The following is a 19883-nucleotide window of genomic DNA, read 5'->3' as shown; positions in this document are numbered from 1 at the left end:
CTCTGAATTGCCTGGGAAATGTCTGCAGGCATAGACCGCTCGGGCCCGCAGTAAGTTTTAGCGGCCAAGAAAAAAAACCATGGAACCGAGGAACGGTCATCTATAACTACAACGTCCCATTCCCCAGCAAAGGTTGGAAATCGCCATGAGCCAGGTGTATTCGGTAGCGGTCGTCGTCGGCAGCTTGCGCAAGGATTCGTACAATCGCAAGGTGGCCAGGGCACTTTCGGAGCTGGCGCCGTCCAGCCTTGCCCTGAGGATCGTCGAGATCGCTGACTTGCCGCTGTACAACGAGGATGTCGAGGCCACGGCGCCTGACTCCTGGAAACACTTTCGTGACGAAATTCGTCGCAGCGATGCCGTGCTGTTCGTTACCCCGGAGTACAACCGGTCGGTGCCGGGCTGCCTGAAAAATGCCATCGACGTGGGATCCAGGCCTTACGGGCAAAGCGCATGGGCGGGCAAGCCAACGGCGGTGGTGAGTGTCTCGCCGGGGGCCATCGGTGGCTTCGGTGCCAACCACGCCGTGCGTCAGTCGCTGGTGTTTCTCGACATGCCGTGCATGCAGATGCCAGAAGCCTATATCGGTGGGGCGGCGAGCCTGTTCGATGAAGCTGGCAAGCTCAGTGACAAGACCCGGCCGTTCCTGCAGGGGTTCATCGACAAGTTCGCCTCGTGGGTGAAGTTGAATCGCGCTGTGTAAAGCGGGTCGGACCCCTGTCGTCACGCCGATAGGGGTCGCAACAGCCAGTCAGGAGGCCTGCGGCATTTCACCCTTGGCCAAGCGGCGGTTGATATCGGCAACTACCTCCGGCAGATCGTTGATGGTGTCGATCAGGTAGTGCGGGCGCGACCCTGCGAACATCGAGCGAATACGCTGGCGCTCGCGCTCCAGCTTTTCCACGCTCAATGACTGGTAGCCTTCCCAGGTCAGGCCCAGGGCATTGCCCGAGCACACCAGTGCCACGGTCCACATGCCGGCACGACGGCCTTCGAGAATGCCGGGTACGGTGTCGTCGACCTTGACGCAGGCCGCTACATCGTCGATGCCCAGGGCGATCACGTTGGCCAGTGCCTGGGCCGGCCAAGGACGCCCGTTGGGCGTTTCATCGGTGGCGACGACATGGTCGGCGACATAACCGTTCTGCGCAGCCAGCTCCACCACCTTGTCCATCACCACTTTCGGATAGCCCGAGCAGGAGCCGATCTTCAGGCCATCCTTGCGTAACCCGGTGAGGGTGTCCAGAGCGCCGGGGATCAATGCCGAGTGCACGGCAATCTTCTCGATCTGCAGTGGCATGAAGCGTTCATAGATGGCCGTGACGTCATCGTCGGTGGGCGTGCGGCCAAACACTTTGCGATAGCGCTCGGCGATTTCCGGGACATCGCACAGAGTGCGAATGTGGTCCCACTTGCCCATGCCCATCGGGCCTCGGGCTTCCTCGATGGACACTTGGACGTCGAATTCGGCGAAGGCTTCGACGAAGATCTGGGTCGGGGCGAAGGAGCCGAAGTCGACCACGGTGCCGGCCCAGTCGAGGATGGCGGCTTGCAGCTGGGTGGGGTTGCTGTAGTTCATGTGCGCGAGTTCCTGGGAGTTCGAGGTGATTGGGCGGGTCAGATGTCCAGCACTTCCATTTCCCGCAGCACGTGGGCCACGGCATTGACAGCGGCCTGCATACCGTCTGCTCCGACCACGCCGATGCAGCCGACGCGGAAGGTTTCGACCTGGGTCAGCTTGCCTGGGTAGAGGATGAAACCCTTGGCCTTGACCCGTTCATAGAAGTCCTTGAACTGGTAGCGGGCGTCGTTCGGTGCATGGAAGGTGACGATGATTGGCGCCTGGATCTCGGCCGGAAGGAAACTGCGCAGGCCGATGGCTGCCATGCCATCGAGCAGGGTCTTGCAGTTGTCAGCGTAACGTTGGTGGCGTGCTGGCAGGCCGCCTTCTTCGTTGTACTGCAACAGGGCCTCGTGCAAGGCAGCGACCACATGGGTCGGCGGGGTGAAGCGCCATTGGCCGGTCTTGGCCATGTACTGGTGTTGATCGTGCAAGTCCATGGCCAGGGAATGGGCATTGCCTTCGGCGGCGGCCAGGGCGTTTTTCTCGGCGAACACGAAGCCCATGCCCGGTACCCCTTCAAGGCACTTGCCCGAGGCGGCGATCAGGGCTTCGAACGGGATCTTGCGGGCATCGATCGGCAGTGCGCCGAACGAGCTCATGGCATCGATGATCAGGCGTTTGCCGTGGCGCTTGATGACCTGGGCAATCTCCGGCAGCGGGTTGAGGATACCGGTGCTGGTTTCACAGTGGATCAACGCGACGTGTGTCACGGTGGGGTCGGCGGCCAGCAGGCGGTCGACGTCGGCGGCGGTGGTCGGCTGGTCCTCGGCGGTCTCGAAAGTGCTGTAGGTGCGGCCCAGTACCTTGCAGATCTTGGCCAGGCGCTGGCCGTAGGCGCCATTGATCAGCACCAGCACCTTGCCGTCGCGGGGCACCAGGGTGCCGATGGCGGCTTCGACAGCGAAGGTGCCGCTGCCTTGCAGGGGAACGCAGTGGTGGCTGGCGCTGCCATCGATGATCGCCAGCAATTGCTCGCAGACGCTGGCGGTGAGTTGGTTGAAGTCGCGGTCCCAGGAGCCCCAATCCACCAGCATGGCTTGGCGGGTGCGGAGCGATGTGGTCAGTGGGCCGGGGGTCAGCAGAATCGGGGCATTGCTCATTCCGTGGTTCCTCACAAGCTGCGGGTGGTCCGCCAACAGAGGTGGCGCTGAAACTACGGGTGCTAGGTTGCAATTCGCCCTTTTATCAATCAAATTGTTTGTTGTTATGCCAGTCATAAGTCAGGCCGATAGATATGAACCTGTTCCAGTTACGTGCATTCGACGCGGTTGCCCGTGAAGGCAGTTTCACCCGTGCCGCGGCGCGTCTGTTCATCAGCCAGCCAGCGGTGACCGGGCACATCAAGGCGTTGGAGGAGCACTACCAGATCACGCTGTTGCGGCGCACGGCGCGGCGGGTCGAACTGACCGAGGAGGGTACGCGCCTGGCAGCCATCACCCGGGCCATGTTCAGCCTGGCAGAAGAAGCACAGGTGATGCTGGAGGCCAATCGGCAACTGCTGACCGGGCGCCTGGAAGTCGCTGCCGACGGTCCGCACCGGGTGATGCCCATGCTGGCGCAGTTGCGCGCGCGTTACCCTGGTATCACGGTCAACCTGCGCCTGGGCAATGCCCAGGAAACCCTGGCGGCGCTGTTGTCCGAGCATGCCGATGTGGCCGTGCTGACCGAAGTCGAGGCGCGCAATGGCCTGTACTTGCAGGGCCTGGGTGATTCACGGATTTGTGCGCTGTTGCCAGTGGGCCACCCTTGGGCGCATGCCTCGGGTGAGCTGGCGCTGGCCGATCTGGACAAGCAGATCATGGTGCTGCGTGAACCCAGCTCGATCACCCGGCGCACGTTTGACCAGGCGTGTGCGGCAGCCAAGGTGCAACCCCGGGTGCTGCTGGAACTGGACAGTCGTGAGGCGGTGACAGAGGCCGTCGCGGCCGAGCTGGGTATCGGTATTGTCTCATCGGTGGAGGTGGCCCACGATCCTCGGGTGGTGGCTCGGCCCATAGCTGGCGACGGTCTGGTCAACCGGCACATGGTCGGCTGCCTGGAGCGCCGCCGCGAGTTACGTTTGATCAAGGCATTCCTGGGGTTGGATGGGCAATGAGCGAAAAAGACACGATCTCCATGCAACTGGTACGTGAGGCTTTGTTGCAGACATGCCCCGCTGGGTCACCTGACGTGGGCCTGCTGCTTCGCGCCGGCATCGAGCCGGAACAACTGGAGCTGGCGCAGGCGAGGGTGTCTGCCGACGCCTATGCCAAGCTGTGGCGGCTGCTTGCCCGACGTTGCAACGATGAGTTCTTCGCCATGGACCCCCGTGGTTTGCCGATGGGCAGCCTTGCCTTTCTGACCCGCGCAGCCATGGCTCAGCAGAGCCTCGGTGCCGGGCTTGAAATTGCCTTGGGCTTTCTGTCGTTGATGCTGCAGGATCTGCAACCGAGCCTGGTACGCCAGCAGAGCCTGGCCGAAATCGTCGTCAACGAGCCCCGTGACCTGCCACGGCGCGCGTTCACCTATTTCACCTTCTGGATGATCGTGCACGGTGTGGCCTGCTGGCTGGCGGGGCGGCGGATTCCGATCCTGGCTATCGACCTGCGCTGTGCCGAGCCACCGTTCTGCGACGACTACCGGGTGATGTTTTCCGAGAACCTGCAATTCGACCGTCCGCGTACCCGCATGATCATCGCCGCCGACTGCCTGGACCTGCCGCTTAGGCGCACGCCCCAGGAGCTGCAGCGCTTTCTTGCCGAAGCGCCGGGCAACATTCTGGTCAAGTACCGCGATCCGGCCAGCCTGGCCAGGCGCATCCGCAGCGATTTGCTGAAGATCGACCCGGCACATTGGCCGGATGCCGACAGCCTGGCGCGTGGCTTGTGCTTGTCCAGCGCAACCCTGCGCCGGCGCCTGGCGGAGGAGGGGCAGACCTACCAACGCCTCAAGGACAGCGCACGACGCGAGCTGGCGATTGCCTGGTTGGCCCAGGTCGAGCCGGGCCTGGGCGATATCGCCGAACGGCTGGGGTTTGCCGACAGCAGCTCGTTCTACAAGGCCTTCCGTAAATGGTTCGGCTGCAACCCAGGTCACTATCGGGCGCTGATCCAAGCCCGAGACGGGAGCGAATGAATCAACCTCTGCCGTGCGTGTCGAAGCGTTTCCAGCTGCAGCCGAGAGTGGGTTAGGTACAAGCATATGGCCCCTTTCTGCCCAGATCGGAGCCACCATGACGCTTATCCCTCCTTCCCAGCAAGCCTCTTCCGTACAAGCAAGGCTTTCGACCGCTACCGATGACTTCATCCAGGCCCAGTTACCGGACTGGCTGAGGCGAGCCTCGCGCGGGCAGATCAGGAAACTGCGCGATAGCTTCAAAAGGCACCAGGCCAGCCATGATCGGTTGCGAGCAGCGACCCATGAACTGCTTCCGTTGCAGCAGTTTGCCGAGCGACAGTTCCAGGCCCTGCTAGGCGATGCACTGCCTCCAGGCACACAGGTGTCCGATCTGCACTGGGTCACGGTTTCTCCCGATTTTGCGGGGCAGCTGGCGTGGCCCGACTTTGTCTACAAACCCAAGTACACCCATTCGCCCGCACTATCGAAGCTGATGCAGGGATTTGCCGCGGACAGTCGCTTCTACGTGGGCAGTGGCTTGGTCCTGGAAGGTGCCAATGATGTGCTGGTGGCCGCCGACGACGCGTTCATCGAGCGATGCCGGACGTTGGACGCGGGCAAGCTATACCAGGACCAGGTCGAACAGGTGTATGGCGGGCAGAATCTGAATCTGCTGGCCGAAGACAAGCGCAGTGGATTCATCCTCGCCATCGAAATCGCCGCGCTGCGGGGGGAAATATCCGCGTTGGAGCAAATCGCCCTACGTGACATCGCAACGCACATTCCGCACACGGTCGGGCAACCGGTTCCACACAGTGTCAATCATGTCGAGCTGCTGGGGCAGACGCTTTCCAATGCACTGTTAGTCGTGCTGCGCGAGTTCGATGGTGTGATAAAAAGCGTGCTGCTTTATCTGCCTAGCGCCCCCGACCAGGCCTTGCGACGCTTCACTTCGCTGGCGCAGTTGCACGAGCAGCTGGTCAGCGAACTGCAGCGCCCGGGCTTGCGCCAGTGCCTGTCGGAGCAAGTCCACCTGGAGCATCGCGCAACCTTCCTGCAGACCCTTGATCTGCGCCTGAAGGATGCCCGACCGGACCTGCAATTGGTCAGAGGCTCGATCGTGGAGGATGCGTTCCTCACGTTGGCCAGGGCTCAGGTGCAGCAGGTCAAGGATGATGCGCGGCTATTGTTGGTGCCAACGGCTGAGGTCGATGCCGCCGCCGCTGGGCGACGGATTCAGCGTTGGGAGTCGGTGGGCATGGGGCTTGTCAACCTGGTAGGCCTGTTCAACCCGGTCGTGGGGGCGCTGCTGCTTGGACAGTTGGTGGTGCAGACCTTGTCCGACGTGTTCGAAGGCGCCGTTGATTGGTCCAAAGGCCATCAGCACGAGGCCCTGGAGCATGTGCTGAGTGTCGCAGAGGCCCTGGCCTACACGGTTGCCACGGTCGCGGGCGTGGCCGTGGTGCGCAGTGCCTTCGTGGATGCGCTTGAGCCGATTGCCCTTGATACCCATCGCAAGCGTCTCTGGTCTGGTGATTTGACGCCCTACGAAACCATGCCCGAAGACAGGCGTCTGCAGCCGGACGGCCTGTACGGCCAGGGCAAGCGCCGCTGGATGCGGGTGCAGACCCGTTACTACGAAGTGCATCGCCCCGATCCCCTGGGCCCATGGCGACTTCGCCACCCTTTGCGTGACAGCGCCTATGGTCCGGTCGTGCAACACAATGGTCAGCGCGGTTGGCGGTTGCAACAGGATCAACCGCTCGAGTGGGACGATGGCGCGCGCATGCTGGACTGCCTGTGGCCGCAAGCGTCCCCTGTGGATGCTGAAAGGGCCAGGCAGATACTGCAGGTGGCCGGCATGGACGTGGATGAACTGCGGGGTTTGCTGGTGGAGAGCCGACCTGCACCCATCAACCTCGCCGACACGCTGCGCCGGTTCGAAGTTGACGCTCGGATCGAGGCCTTCATCGGCCACCTGAACAGTGGTGCGCTGGGGCAGGATGAAGAAGATCTGCTGGCATGGTGCACTGCTCAACATGAAGTCGCCGGTCCCGAGCAGGGGATGCGCGAGAGGTTGATCGAGCAGATGCCGCTGATGCGGTGGCGGCTGTTCGAGAGCTTTGCCTACGCGCCACGGTCGAGCTCCTCGCTGGCGCTCGTGGTATCGCGTGATTTTCCCGGGCTTCCCAAAGGCTACATTCCGCAGGTGCTCAGCGGCATTGACAGAAGCGAGTTGGAGATAGCGCTTGTGCAGCAGCGCTTGTCGCTGGCGATGGCAAGCAAGGCGCGGTCTTTGCTGCGGGTGGCTCGGCTGACCCGTGCGCTGGAAGGTTTTTACCTTGGCAGCGCCAGCTGCGCGGAAACCGACGAGCTGGCGATTGCTTTGCTCCGCCAGCTGCCGGGAAGGCCGGCCGATCTGAACCTGGAAGTGCGCGAGGCAACGCCCACGGGGCGTCTGTTGGCCGAACTCGATCCGGCGGGTCCCAAAACGGGGCGCATCAGCCTGGTGCGCGTTGGCAGGCACTTTCAATTGTTCGATGGCCAGGGGCAGTCATGGAGACCTTCGAGAACGGCGCCGACTACCATTTTCGAAGCGATCGCGGCAGTGCTGTCGTCGGCCCAATTGCAGGCGCTGGGCCTAGGCGACGATCCAGCCGATGAGTTACGTCAGTTGCTGATCACGCGGCTTCCGAACGCCCACGACCGGTGCATCGAACTGCTCGGTTGGCCTGCCCAGCCTCGCTGGTTCAACCCAGGTCAACGGCTGCCCGATGGTCGCGTCGGCTACGTGCTGAGCGGGCGTGGCCAAGGCGCGGCGCAGGGTTCATCGAAGCAAACGTTGCTCAATGGTTTGCGCCAGCTGTTTCCCGGTCTGGACGATGACCAGCTTGAACAGGAACTGCAGCGCCTGCTGCACGGTGAAGACATGCCGTTTGCAGGCCTGGCAGCGCTGCAGGATGATCATGTGCAGTTGCAGCAGGCACTGAACAGGTGGGTCTCGGCTGAGCTGAACACGACAAGGCAGGCCAGTCGGCAACTGCTCTCGGACCGCGTGCTACGCGCCTGGCGCGGGCAAGGCGAGCAAGTGCCGGCCGCTGACGGGCAGCCGGGTGGGTTGCGTCTGGCGTTGAGTCTTGGCGAGTTGGCGAGTCTGCCTGCGTTGCCTGGGCAGGTGCAGTTCAATCATGTGACGTCCTTGGCCATCAATGACAGCTCGATCACCGCGGTGCCCGCTGACTTCCTGCACAGTTTCGTCAACGTGAACAACCTGAATCTCAGCGGCAATCGGTTATTGGCCATTCCGACCGGACTGGCCCACATGACCCAGCTGCGTACCCTGCGCCTGGCGCGTAACTTCATTCGCATGACCCTGTCGGCTTTCCAGGCGCTCGCCAGCCTGCCCCAGTTGATGCGGTTGGACCTCAGCTACAATCCCCTGGGCGTGCTCTACGTGCCTTTCGGTCAGCTTCAGCACCTGGTTCAGCTGAACGTACGGCATTGCCGGCTGAGCCTCTGGCCGGGGTACATCGAGTTGTGCCAACACTTGCAATTAGCGGACTTGCGAGACAACCAGCTGGCCGAAGTCGCTCCCGAGACGTTACAGATGCCGCAATCTTTCCGTCAGGCATTCGTGGTGGAGCGCAACCTGTTGAGCAACCGGCAGGTGATACGCCTGTACGCACTCGATACGATACCGGAAGCCCCACAGGCTGGATTGTCCCAGGACGACATCCGCGCTTTGTGGATCGGAATTTTGCCTGAATCCGCGAGGTCGGAACGAGGTTCGACATGGGACGCCGTGATGGGGGCCAGCGGCAGCGGACCATTCGCTCAGCTGATGGGTCAGTTGCAGTATGTCTCTGACTACGCTCAGGCACGCCGGTACCTGGCGACCCAGGTGTGGTCATTGCTCGAAGAACTGCAACAGCATGCTTCGCTGCGCGAGCGGATGTTCGAGTGGGTGGATGAGGTGCCTACCGTGCGCAATCGTGTCGCTGATGTGTTCACCCGCTTGCAGGTGCGCATGTTCGAAGCGCGCGCGGAACGGGCCGCGGTGCAGGGCGTGCAGGGGCGTGCGCTGATCGCACTGGGCCGTGGCCTCTATCGTTTGGACGTTATCGCCTTGCTTTCGCGCGAGGCGACGGTGCGAGTGAACGAGCAACGGGCCATCGCTCGGCGGGCAGATCCGAGTGCCACGCACCTGGCGGATGTCGATGGTCGGGATATCGACTTGCTCTATCGTGTGCGGCTCAGAGAGGCGCTGAGTTTGCCTGGGCAGCCCCAGACGATGCATGGCGATAGCCTTCCGGGAATCACCGAGGAATCGATATTCAGCGACCGGCAACGAATCGAACGGGTTGGAGGAATCGAGGAGCTGGCAGAAGACCTGAGTCAACGCCGCTTCTGGCAGTCCTACCTGGAAAATCGTCACGCCAATGACTTCCAGGTGCTGGAGTCGGCGCACCGGGCTCGCATCGGCAGGTACCACGCAGAAAATCCACAGGCAACAGCGGCCGAACGCGCGCGCGCCCTGGACGACCTTCAGATCGCGCACGATGCTGCAGTGCATCGCCATCGGGTGGCACTGACCCGTCATGAACTGAGGTCCGAAACGGCGCGACTGGGATGACACCGCAATGGCCCGGCGTTGCCTGGGCCAGGCAGTGGATGCCACCCATCGGGTGCAGCGGCGAGCGCCGCCTCGGTGGGTAGCCTTCCCGGTTCAGCCGCGCCTCGGGTGGCGGCAGTGTGAGCGGTCCATCAATCGCTGCAGTACCCACCATGATCGAAACCACCCAAGATATGCCGCGAGAACGCGCGACCGACGCTTTCATTGCACAACTCCTGCCGCAATGGCTCCGAAGCTCCACGTATGCCCAGGTGCAAATCCTGCGGACCTGCTTCGAGCACCATGTGCAGAGCCAGCACAAGGTGCAGGTCGCACTGGCAGGACTCGAACCGCTGGATACATTCGTCACCCAACGCCTGCAAGAGAAACTGCAATCGTCGTTTTCTCTGACCGTAGAGCTGGGCAAGGCGCAATGGCGTGAAGAGCGTCGAAAGCTGGTCGCCGATGCCTCAGGCCCGATACTGCACGAAGCGTATTTCGTGCGTTCGCCGGCAGTGCTGAAACTGATGCAGAACTTCAAGCAAGGCGAGTCGTTCTTCGAGCACACCGCTCTGGTGTACCCCGCCGATCCAGCGACGGGGCAGGCTGAGCGGGTGTTGACCACCGACAGCGAGCAACTGGTGGACATCTGCCGGACGCTGGATGTCGGTCGACAGTACCAGCAGCATCTCGACAGCGTGTTGGACACCGACTACCGGGCTGCACTGGCCGAGGACAAGCGCACGCAATTGAGGCTGGCCGTAGAGTTGGCGTCGCTGAAACGGCAGCTGCCCACCGATGAAGTGAACATGCTGCGGCGCTTCGCGGCTGGTCAGCCGTTAACTCACCCTCATAGCCATAGGGTGCGTGCAGGGGCGTTGGAGGTTCTTGGCTGTCGTGTGGACGGTGCATTGGCTTTCGAGTTGCAACGCCTCAACCCCGCGTTCAGGGATGTTCCGCCGTTCATCATCGAAGGTGTGATTCTGTACTTGCCTGGCGATCCTGAGTGCCCCCTGCGCGCATTCGGCAGTTGGCAGCAAGCCAGTTGGGCGCTGGGAGCCCTGTTGCGCGATGCAGCCTATCGGCAAGCTTTCGTTCAGCGGATTGCAATGGCGGACCGCGCTGCCTACCTCTCGACGCTGAACAAGCGCCTGGCAGACGATCAGACCGATGCAAGCTGTGCGTGTGGGGCAATCGATGAGCAGATATTCAAGGTGCTGGCCGAGCAGCAGTTGCAGCGAATTCGCGACAATGCGCGTTTTCTGGCAGTACCCACCGCACAGGTCGACGCCCGCGTCAGTGCCGAGCACCTGCGAACACTGGAGTCCGTCGGCATAGGCCTGGTCAGCCTGGCCGGGTTGTTCGTGCCGGTGATCGGCGCCGTGTTGGTGACCCACTGGGTGGGGCAGATTCTGTCCGAGGTTTTCGAAGGGGTCGAGGACTGGAAACAGGGCCATCAGCACGAAGCCCTGGAACACCTGCTGGGTGTGGTCGAGTCAGTGGCGATCGGCACCGCGCTGGCGGCCGGGACCACGTTGGTCGCCCGCGGCTTCCTACGCAGCGCCAACGTCGACCAGATGGTGCCCGTGCTGGATGGCGAGGGGCGGGCGCGATTATGGTCCGCAGAGATCGGCCATTACGAAGATCCGTCACCGCCGGATGACTTGCTGGAGCAGGATAATGGCCTGTTGTCCAACGCGCTGGGACAGTGGTGGTACAACGATAACAAGTATTTTCAGGTGGTTCCCGTGCCGGGGCGCAGTTCGTGGCGGTTGCGCCATCCACGGCGCGAATCGGGTTTCGGACCGGAGCTGGCGTTCAATGGAGAGCGCGGTTGGCGGCTGTCATCCGAGCGGCCGCTCGAATGGGAGGGAGCGCCCCTCTTGCTGGGGCGCCTGTGGCCACCGGCAACCCGTTTGGACCCCGAGCGTATCGGGCAGATACTGAAGGTCGCGGATGTCGACCAAGACCACCTGCGCGGCCTGTTGGTCGAGGGGCGGGCGCTCCCGGTTGCACTGCGAGACACCCTGGAACGCTTTGCCGTGGACGCCCGTGTCGACGGATTCCTCGAGCAACTGGATCGAGGGCTGAATGTTGACCCCGAGTTGTTCCAGTGGTGCGTCGAGCACTTCGGGCTCGAGGGGCTGACATCGCAGGAGCAACGCGTGGCATTGATCGAAGAGGGCGCAGCGGTACGCGAACAGCTGTTCGATCACTTCTCGCGCAAATACCTTGCCATGGACCCTCTGCTGGACCTGGTTTCGAGGGATTTCAAAGGGTTGCCCGATGCTTATGCGCTCGACGTACTCAGGCAGGCAACCGATACGCAGCGCCGCTGGATGCGCAGCGAACAGCGGATTCCTTTGCCCGTTGCCGAGCGTGCCCGAGCGCATTTGCAGCTGGCGCGGCTGACGCGTGCCCGCGAAGGGCTGTACCTCAAGGGCAGCTATCATCCGGACACGGTTGCGCTGGCCTTTGCGTTGTTGCGCAAGCATGCGCGCCTGTCGACGACAGTGGACATCGAACTGCGCGAAGGTTCGGATGTCGGACGCCCGCTGGCGCGGCTTCATCCGCAGAATGATCCACTGCGCATCTCCACCGTTCTGGTAAGGCAGGCCGGTGGCTTCAAATGCTACGACCTGCAAGGACGCGAACTGAGTGTCGACCAGGTCGACCCTGTCGAGATTGGCGAGGTGTTGGCCAGGTACCTCTCCCGAGACGATCTGGCGCGCCTGGGCTGGGATGGTTCCCAAGCCAGCGAACAGATCAACAATGCGCTACGAGCCTGGTTGCCGGCCGACAACAAGGCGCTTGTCGAGTTGTTGGGCGCACGGGAGATAAAACCTACGAGGAATTCACTACGGCGTCTGCCAGACGGGCGTATGGGTTATCCGCTCAACGGGCATGACGAGGCGCGGCACCCTTCGCGACGCTTGTTGCTAGAGTCCTTGGGCGCACTGTATCCGACACACAGTGCCCAAGCACTGGAGGACTATGTGGCGACCCTGCTGGAGTCGCCGCAGACTGCATATGCCGTGATGATCAGGCAGTACCAGCAGTACCTTGCCCTCGATCGGGCAATGCAGACATGGGTGATGCAGGTGCCAGCGGGGCGTCAGCGGGGGGCACGTCGTTTCGCCTCCGAGGAGCTGCGCCGCAGTTGGCGTCTCGGAGGGCCACAGGACAGCGTTTCGAGCACCACTGCACCGGCCAGTCGCCTGACCCTGGTTGGCCTGGATATCGGAGGTCTGCCCGCGCTGCCAGCCAACACCGACTTTGCGCACATCACCGACCTGGTACTGGTCGGTTTGCAACTGGAACACGTGCCGCCAAGTTTCCTGGGGTCTTTCAGCCGATTGCGTGGGTTGAACCTAAGCAACAACGCCCTGACCAGCCTGCCCGCGGGTATCGGGGGGGTGAGCCAGCTGCGCATACTGCACTTGGCGCGTAACCGGATTCGCATGACCGAAGAGGGCGCCCAGGCTTTAAGTGGCCTTACCCAATTGGACACCCTGGATTTGGGCTTCAACCGACTAGGCTCGATCAGCTTGCGCCTGGGGCAGTTGACGCGTCTGCGTGAATTGAACCTGCGCCGGAACAATCTGCACAGCGTGCCCACAGCGCTGGAGCAATGCCTGCACCTTGAGGCGGCGGACCTGCGTGACAACCAGATCGCGCAGCTCCCTGATACTTTGCTGCTTGCACCGTTGCATGTACGCCTTGCCATCAGGTTGGAAAACAACGCGCTGCCAGTCGCCGAGCGCGAGCGCTTGTACGCTGCCAACCCGGTGCAGGTAGAGCCCCCGGGACCAACGGAAGCGCCAGGCTTGGCCCGCTCGGCCTGGCTGCAGCTCGCGGACTCTGCGACGAGAACCGCAAGAAGCCTGCAATGGGATGATTTGTTGGACGAGCCCGATAGCGATGCGTTCTTCCGAGTGCTGGCAGAACTGACGCAGACCAGTGACTTCCAGCACGTACCGCAGGATCTGTCGCGCCGGGTTTGGGCGATGATCGCCGCAGCCAGCGAGAACGCCGCCCTGCGGGCTGAATTGTTCGAGCTGGCTGCCGTGCGAACTTGCGTCGACCAGGTCATCTCGTGCTTCAGCACGCTCGAAGTCCGCGTATTGCTGGCTGAGGCGATGCAATCTGCGGCGGCAGGCGGGCAGGAGCAGGCCTTGCTCGAGCTGGCTTGTGGACTGTTCAGGCTGGATCGGGTTGCGATGATCGCCGGCAAAGAGGTGGAACGGCGGGTGACCTTGGAGGTAGACCGGCTGCGTACCTCTGGGTGGCCCGAGGAGCAGTCCAGGGAGTTCGCGTTAGCGCAGGTGGACGCGATCGAGATCAGTCTAGCCTATCGCGTAGGCCTGGCTCGCACATTGAATCTTCCAGGACAACCGAAAACCATGCAGTTCGAGCAGCTGGCCGGGGTCAGCCCGATGCAGCTCAGCAATGCCGCAGCCGAAGTGCGCTGGGCATCGGCGACCGATGCGCTGTTGAACGATATTAGCCAGCGGGATTTCTGGATCGCGCACCTGGAACGTCAATACGCCACCGAGTTCCAGCAGGTCAAACAGCCGTTCTGGGAGCAACTGGAGGAGGAGGGCACCGAGGACGCCGAGCGTGTCGCGCACATCCAGCGAGCGTTCGACGACGCCGTTCATCGATTGGTCCTGCGCTTGAGCGCCGAGGCGTTGAGCGTGCCGGATCCAGCCAACTGAAATCCTGCTGGAAACGGCCAAACCGCTCATCCCGATTGAGCGGTTTGGCCATTGCCGAGTGACGTCGGCAGCGACAACATCGTTAGACCCATGGTGCGCTCCAACAATAAGAATCCAGGAGTCTGACGATGCGCGATTACGCCGAGGCCGTCCGTTCGTTCAACTACGAACAGGTTGCTCATACCGCCCTGCACGGCAACCTCAAAGCCCTCAATGCCTGTGTCGAGTGCTGCGACCGACATGCAGGCGGGGGCAGGCTCGCCCTGATCTGGGAAGGCCGTGACGGCCAAAGCGAACGCTACAGCTTCGACCAGCTTCAGCAGCAGGCCGCACGCTTTGCCAATGTCCTCAAGGCACAAGGTGTCCAGGCTGGCGACCGGGTCGCCGGTCTGATGCCGCGCACCCCGGAACTGCTGATCACCATTCTCGCCACGTGGCGATTGGGGGCTGTGTACCAGCCGCTGTTCACGGCTTTCGGCCCCAAGGCCATCGAGCATCGCCTGGAGCAGTCCCATGCTCGTGTAGTGGTCACCGACAGCCTGAACCGCAGCAAGCTGGATGAGGTGAACGACTGCCCGACCCTCATTACCGTGAAAGCGCCGGTAGGCGAACTGGATTTCCATCAGGTTCTGGCTGCTGCCGATCAGCACTGCGAACCTGTCATGCGCAGCGGCGATGATCCGTTCCTGCTGATGTTCACCTCGGGCACCACCGGTCCGGCCAAGCCTCTTGAAGTACCGCTGCGCGCGATCGTCGCCTTCCAGGGCTACATGCGTGATGCCATCGACCTGCGGCCGGACGACAACTTCTGGAACCTGGCCGACCCAGGCTGGGCCTACGGTCTTTACTACGCCGTCACCGGCCCGTTGTCGCTGGGCCATGCCACGACGTTCTACGATGGCCCCTTCAGCGTCGAAAGCTGCGCGCGGGTCATTAACAAGCTAGGTATCACCAACCTGGCAGGCTCGCCCACGGCCTACCGTCTGCTGATCGCCGCGGGCAGCGAGTTTTCCACGCCGATCAAAGGCCGGCTGCGCGTGGTCAGCAGCGCCGGTGAACCCCTTAACCCTGAGGTGATCCGCTGGTTCGCCGATGAGCTGGGCGTGACCATCCACGATCACTACGGCCAGACCGAACTGGGCATGGTGTTGTGCAATCACCATGGATTGCAGCACCCGGTGCACTTGGGTTCGGCTGGTTTCTCCATTCCTGGCCACCGGATCGTCGTGGTGGACGAGCAAGGTCTGGAACTGCCGGCCGGTCAACCGGGCATTCTGGCGGTGGACCGCGAACAGTCGCCGCTGTGCTGGTTCGGCGGCTATCACGGCCTGCCCACCAAGGCCTTCGTCGGCAAGTACTACCTGAGCGGCGATACCGTCGAGTTGAACGCGGACGGCAGCATCAGTTTCGTCGGCCGCAGTGACGACGTGATCACCACCTCCGGCTACCGCGTCGGCCCGTTCGATGTCGAGAGCGCGCTGATCGAACACCCGGCGGTGATCGAAGCGGCCGTGGTCGGTAAGCCGGACCCCGAGCGTACCGAGCTGATCAAGGCCTTCGTGGTGCTGGCCGCGGGCTTCAGCGGCAGCCCGGAGCTGGAGGAAACCTTGCGCCAGCATGTGCGCCAACGTCTGTACGCCCATGCCTACCCTCGCGAAATTGAATTCGTCAGCGAGCTGCCCAAGACCCCGAGCGGCAAGCTGCAACGCTTCATCCTGCGCAACCAGGAAATCGCCAAACAACACGCGCACCTGGCAACCCGCGCCAGCGCCTGAAAGGAAAGACAACATGCAAATCAGCCATAAGCACTTCATTGTCAGCGGCGGCGCCTCCGGGCTTGGCGCTGCAACCGCGCAGATGCTGGTCGAAGCTGGCGCCAAGGTGATGCTGGTCGACCTCAATGCCGCCGCCGTCGAAGCCAAGGCCCGCGAGCTGGGTGACAATGCCTGTTTCGCGGTTGCCGATATCAGTGACGAACAGGCCGCCAAGGCAGCGGTGGAGGCGGCGGTCGCCGCCTTCGGCAGCCTTCACGGGCTGGTCAACTGCGCCGGTATCGTCGGTGCCGAGAAAGTGCTGGGCAAGCAGGGGCCGCACGGCCTGGCCAGCTTCGCCAAGGTGATCAACGTCAACCTGATCGGTAGCTTCAACCTGCTGCGCCTGGCAGCCGCGGCCATGGCCGAAGGTCAGCCGGACGAGGGCGGCGAGCGCGGAGTGATCATCAACACCGCCTCCATCGCCGCCTATGACGGGCAGATTGGCCAAGCCGCCTACGCCGCGTCCAAGGGCGCCATCGCCAGCCTGACCTTGCCGGCCGCCCGCGAACTGGCGCGTTTCGGGATTCGGGTGATGACCATCGCCCCAGGTATCTTCGAAACGCCGATGATGGCCGGCATGACCCAGGAAGTGCGCGACTCGCTGTCCGCTGGCGTGCCGTTCCCGCCGCGCCTGGGACGGCCGCAGGAATATGCCGCGCTGGCCCGACACATCATTGAAAACAGCATGCTCAACGGCGAGGTGATTCGCCTCGACGGCGCGCTGCGCATGGCTGCCAAGTAAGGAGAACCGAACATGACCATTGCCAACGATCCGATCGTCATCGTCAGCGCTGTGCGCACGCCCATGGGTGGGTTGCAGGGCGAACTCAAGAGCCTGACCGCGCCGCAACTGGGCAGCGCCGCCATCCGCGCCGCCGTCGAGCGCGCTGGGGTCGATGCCGCCAGTGTCGAGCAGGTGCTGTTCGGCTGTGTGCTGCCGGCAGGTCAGGGCCAGGCACCGGCCCGCCAGGCTGCGTTGGGCGCCGGGCTCGACAAGCACACCACGTGCACCACCCTGAACAAGATGTGTGGCTCGGGCATGCAGGCGGCCATCATGGCCCATGACCTGCTGCTGGCCGGCAGCGCCGATGTGGTGGTGGCGGGGGGCATGGAGAGCATGACCAACGCACCGTATTTGCTGGACAAGGCCCGTGGCGGCTACCGCATGGGCCACGGCAGGATCATCGACCACATGTTCATGGATGGCCTGGAGGATGCGTATGACAAAGGGCGCCTGATGGGAACCTTCGCCGAGGACTGCGCCCAGGCCAACGGATTCAGCCGCGAAGCGCAGGATAACTTTGCAATCGCGTCGTTGACCCGTGCCCAGGAAGCCATCAGGAACGGGCGCTTCGCCGCCGAGATTGTCCCGGTCGAGGTCACCGAGGGTAAGGAAAAGCGCCTGGTCAAGGATGACGAGCAGCCGCCCAAGGCGAAGCTGGACAAGATCCCGCAGCTCAAGCCGGCCTTCCGCGAAGGCGGTACCGTGACAGCCGCCAACTCCAGTTCGATTTCCGACGGTGCTGCCGCACTGGTGCTGATGCGTCGCTCCGAAGCCGACAAACGCGGCCTCAAGCCACTGGCGGTCATCCATGGACACTCCGCATTCGCCGATACGCCGGCACTGTTCCCAACCGCACCGATCGGTGCGATCGACAAATTGATGAAGCGCACCGGCTGGAACCTGGCCGAGGTCGACCTGTTCGAAATCAACGAGGCATTCGCCGTGGTCACCTTGGCGGCCATGAAACACCTCGACCTACCCTCTGAAAAGGTCAACATCCATGGCGGCGCCTGCGCCCTGGGCCACCCCATCGGTGCCTCGGGCGCGCGCATCCTGGTGACCCTGCTGTCGGCCCTGCGCCAGAACAACTTGCGCCGTGGCGTGGCAGCGATCTGCATCGGCGGCGGCGAAGCCACTGCCATGGCCGTCGAATGCCTGTATTGAGGTGAGCCATGTTGGTAACTGATGAGCAACAACAGATCGCCGACGCAGTGCGAGACTTCGCCCAGGAGCGGTTGAAACCGTTTGCCGAGGCGTGGGACAAGGCCCACCGCTATCCACGTGAGGCCATTGCGGAAATGGCCGGTCTGGGCCTGTTCGGCATGCTGGTGCCGGAACAGTACGGTGGCAGTGACACCGGCTATGTGGCCTATGCCATGGCCTTGGAGGAGATCGCGGCCGGCGACGGTGCCTGCTCGACCATCATGAGTGTGCACAATTCGGTCGGTTGCGTGCCGATCCTGAAATTCGGCACCGAGCACCAGAAGCAGCAATTCCTCGCCCCCCTGGCCAGTGGTTCGATGATTGGGGCCTTTGCCCTGACCGAACCCCAGGCCGGTTCCGATGCCAGTAGCCTGAAAACCCGTGCACGGCTCGAAGGCGACCACTATGTGCTTAATGGCAGCAAGCAGTTCATCACCTCCGGGCAGAACGCAGGGGTGGTCATCGTGTTCGCCGTCACCGACCCGGAGGCGGGCAAGCGTGGCATCACCGCGTTCATCGTGCCCACCGACTCACCTGGCTACCAGGTCGCGCGAGTCGAGGACAAGCTCGGCCAGCATGCGTCCGACACCTGCCAGATCGTATTCGACAACGTGCGGGTGCCAGTCGCCAATCGTCTCGGTGAGGAAGGGCAGGGCTACAAGATCGCCCTGGCCAACCTCGAAGGTGGCCGCATCGGTATTGCCTCCCAAGCGGTCGGTATGGCGCGGGCTGCGTTCGAAGTGGCGCGCGACTACGCCAACGAGCGGCAGAGCTTCGGCAAGCCGTTGATCGAGCACCAGGCAGTGGCCTTCCGCCTGGCCGACATGGCCACTCGCATTGCGGTCGCCCGGCAGATGGTGCTGCACGCGGCAGCCTTGCGTGATGCCGGGCGCCCGGCATTGGTGGAAGCCTCGATGGCGAAGCTTTTCGCCTCGGAAATGGCCGAAAAGGTATGCTCGGATGCCTTGCAGACCCTGGGTGGATATGGCTATCTGAGCGACTTCCCGCTGGAACGAATCTACCGCGACGTTCGGGTGTGCCAGATCTACGAGGGCACCAGCGACATTCAGCGCATGGTCATTGCGCGTAATCTTTGAAGGAGCATCCTGCATGGCATTCGAAACCATCCTGTTGGACATCCACGGCAAGGTCGGCCTGATCACCCTCAACCGCCCCCAGGCGCTCAATGCACTGAACGCGCAGATCGTGGCTGAGATCAACCAGGCGCTGGACCAGCTCGAACGTGACCCCAACATTGGCTGTGTGGTCCTGACCGGCTCCGCCAAGGCCTTCGCCGCCGGCGCTGATATCAAGGAAATGGCCGAGCTCCAGTACCCGCAGATCTATGTCGACGACCTGTTCAGCGATGCCGACCGCATTGCCAATCGACGCAAGCCGATCATCGCGGCTGTTTCTGGCTTTGCCTTGGGCGGGGGCTGCGAGTTGGCGATGATGTGCGACTTCATCCTGGCCGCCGACAACGCCAAGTTCGGTCAACCGGAAATCAACCTGGGCGTACTGCCGGGCATGGGCGGCACCCAGCGTCTGACCCGTGCAGTGGGCAAGGCCAAGGCCATGGAGCTGTGCCTGACCGGCCGCCTGATGGGCGCCGAGGAGGCCGAGCGCGCAGGTTTGGTGGCCCGCGTGGTGCCACAGGCCGAGCTGCTGGAAGAGGCACTGAAGGTGGCTGCGACCATCGCCAGCAAATCGATCCCGGTGAGCATGATGGTCAAGGAAAGCGTCAACCGGGCCTTCGAAGTCACCCTCAGCGAAGGTGTTCGCTTCGAACGTCGCGTGTTCCACGCTGCGTTCGCCACCGAAGACCAGAAGGAAGGCATGGCGGCCTTCATCGGCAAGCGCGAAGCACAGTTCAAGGACCGTTGAGTACAACCCTGTCGTGGCCTGGGCGCCACGGGAGGTTTTCGCGCCTCTTCCCCTGGCCGCCCACGACCGGCAAAGGTCGTGGGTCGGCCCTGCCTGGATCTGCCGATGGGCGGAATCCAGGCCATTTCGGTCAAATTCCCTTGTGATT

General features: G+C 62.9%; 12 protein-coding genes. 10 read left to right on the top strand and 2 right to left on the bottom strand.

The features are described from left to right. Positions 1 to 145 precede the first annotated feature (145 nt). Complete coding sequence (locus C4Q26_RS02410; RefSeq protein ID WP_023379749.1) at positions 146 to 703, top strand: NADPH-dependent FMN reductase; 558 nt, start codon at positions 146 to 148, stop codon at positions 701 to 703. 48 nt (positions 704 to 751) lie between these two features. Here the strand turns inward: C4Q26_RS02410 and phnX are convergent, their stop codons facing one another. After that, entirely contained in the window at positions 752 to 1579 is an 828-nt protein-coding gene (gene phnX, locus C4Q26_RS02405) for a phosphonoacetaldehyde hydrolase (RefSeq protein WP_023379750.1), read from the bottom strand. 38 nt (positions 1580 to 1617) lie between these two features. After that, a complete protein-coding gene (locus C4Q26_RS02400; RefSeq protein WP_023379751.1) occupies positions 1618 to 2724 on the bottom strand; it encodes a 2-aminoethylphosphonate--pyruvate transaminase in 1107 nt (368 codons plus the stop codon). A gap of 134 nt (positions 2725 to 2858) precedes the next feature. On the opposite strand from C4Q26_RS02400, the gene C4Q26_RS02395 reads away from it, so the two are divergent. From C4Q26_RS02395 to C4Q26_RS02355, 9 genes are all read left to right on the top strand, one after another. After that, on the top strand, positions 2859 to 3719 hold the full coding sequence (locus tag C4Q26_RS02395) for a LysR substrate-binding domain-containing protein (RefSeq protein ID WP_027907629.1): 861 nt from the start codon (positions 2859 to 2861) through the stop codon (positions 3717 to 3719). Beyond that, positions 3716 to 4738, top strand: a complete 1023-nt coding sequence (locus tag C4Q26_RS02390; protein ID WP_023379753.1) for an AraC family transcriptional regulator — start codon at positions 3716 to 3718, stop codon at positions 4736 to 4738. Before C4Q26_RS02395 ends, C4Q26_RS02390 begins: the two co-directional genes overlap by 4 nt. A 97-nt stretch (positions 4739 to 4835) precedes the next feature. Beyond that, positions 4836 to 9353: an NEL-type E3 ubiquitin ligase domain-containing protein gene (locus C4Q26_RS02385; RefSeq protein ID WP_104882680.1), complete on the top strand. Its 4518-nt coding sequence runs from the start codon at positions 4836 to 4838 to the stop codon at positions 9351 to 9353. A gap of 152 nt (positions 9354 to 9505) precedes the next feature. After that, on the top strand, positions 9506 to 14050 hold the full coding sequence (locus C4Q26_RS02380) for an NEL-type E3 ubiquitin ligase domain-containing protein (RefSeq protein ID WP_104882679.1): 4545 nt from the start codon (positions 9506 to 9508) through the stop codon (positions 14048 to 14050). A gap of 128 nt (positions 14051 to 14178) precedes the next feature. Next, the gene (locus C4Q26_RS02375; RefSeq protein ID WP_104881960.1) at positions 14179 to 15825 is read left to right on the top strand and encodes an acyl-CoA synthetase; all 1647 of its coding nucleotides are present in this window, start codon (positions 14179 to 14181) and stop codon (positions 15823 to 15825) included. Positions 15826 to 15838: 13 nt separating this feature from the next. After that, entirely contained in the window at positions 15839 to 16606 is a 768-nt protein-coding gene (locus tag C4Q26_RS02370; protein ID WP_023379756.1) for an SDR family NAD(P)-dependent oxidoreductase, read from the top strand. Positions 16607 to 16618: 12 nt separating this feature from the next. Continuing rightward, complete coding sequence (locus tag C4Q26_RS02365; protein ID WP_023379757.1) at positions 16619 to 17812, top strand: acetyl-CoA C-acyltransferase; 1194 nt, start codon at positions 16619 to 16621, stop codon at positions 17810 to 17812. Between the two features lie 8 nt (positions 17813 to 17820). Further along, complete coding sequence (locus tag C4Q26_RS02360) at positions 17821 to 18948, top strand: acyl-CoA dehydrogenase (RefSeq protein WP_023379758.1); 1128 nt, start codon at positions 17821 to 17823, stop codon at positions 18946 to 18948. Positions 18949 to 18961: 13 nt separating this feature from the next. Then, on the top strand, positions 18962 to 19735 hold the full coding sequence (locus tag C4Q26_RS02355) for an enoyl-CoA hydratase (RefSeq protein ID WP_023379759.1): 774 nt from the start codon (positions 18962 to 18964) through the stop codon (positions 19733 to 19735). Positions 19736 to 19883: the final 148 nt, after the last annotated feature.

This window comes from Pseudomonas sp. SWI44 (genome assembly GCF_002947915.1).
Taxonomy (GTDB): Bacteria; Pseudomonadota; Gammaproteobacteria; order Pseudomonadales; family Pseudomonadaceae; genus Aquipseudomonas; species Aquipseudomonas taiwanensis.
This window is presented reverse-complemented; position numbering and strand designations above follow the sequence as displayed.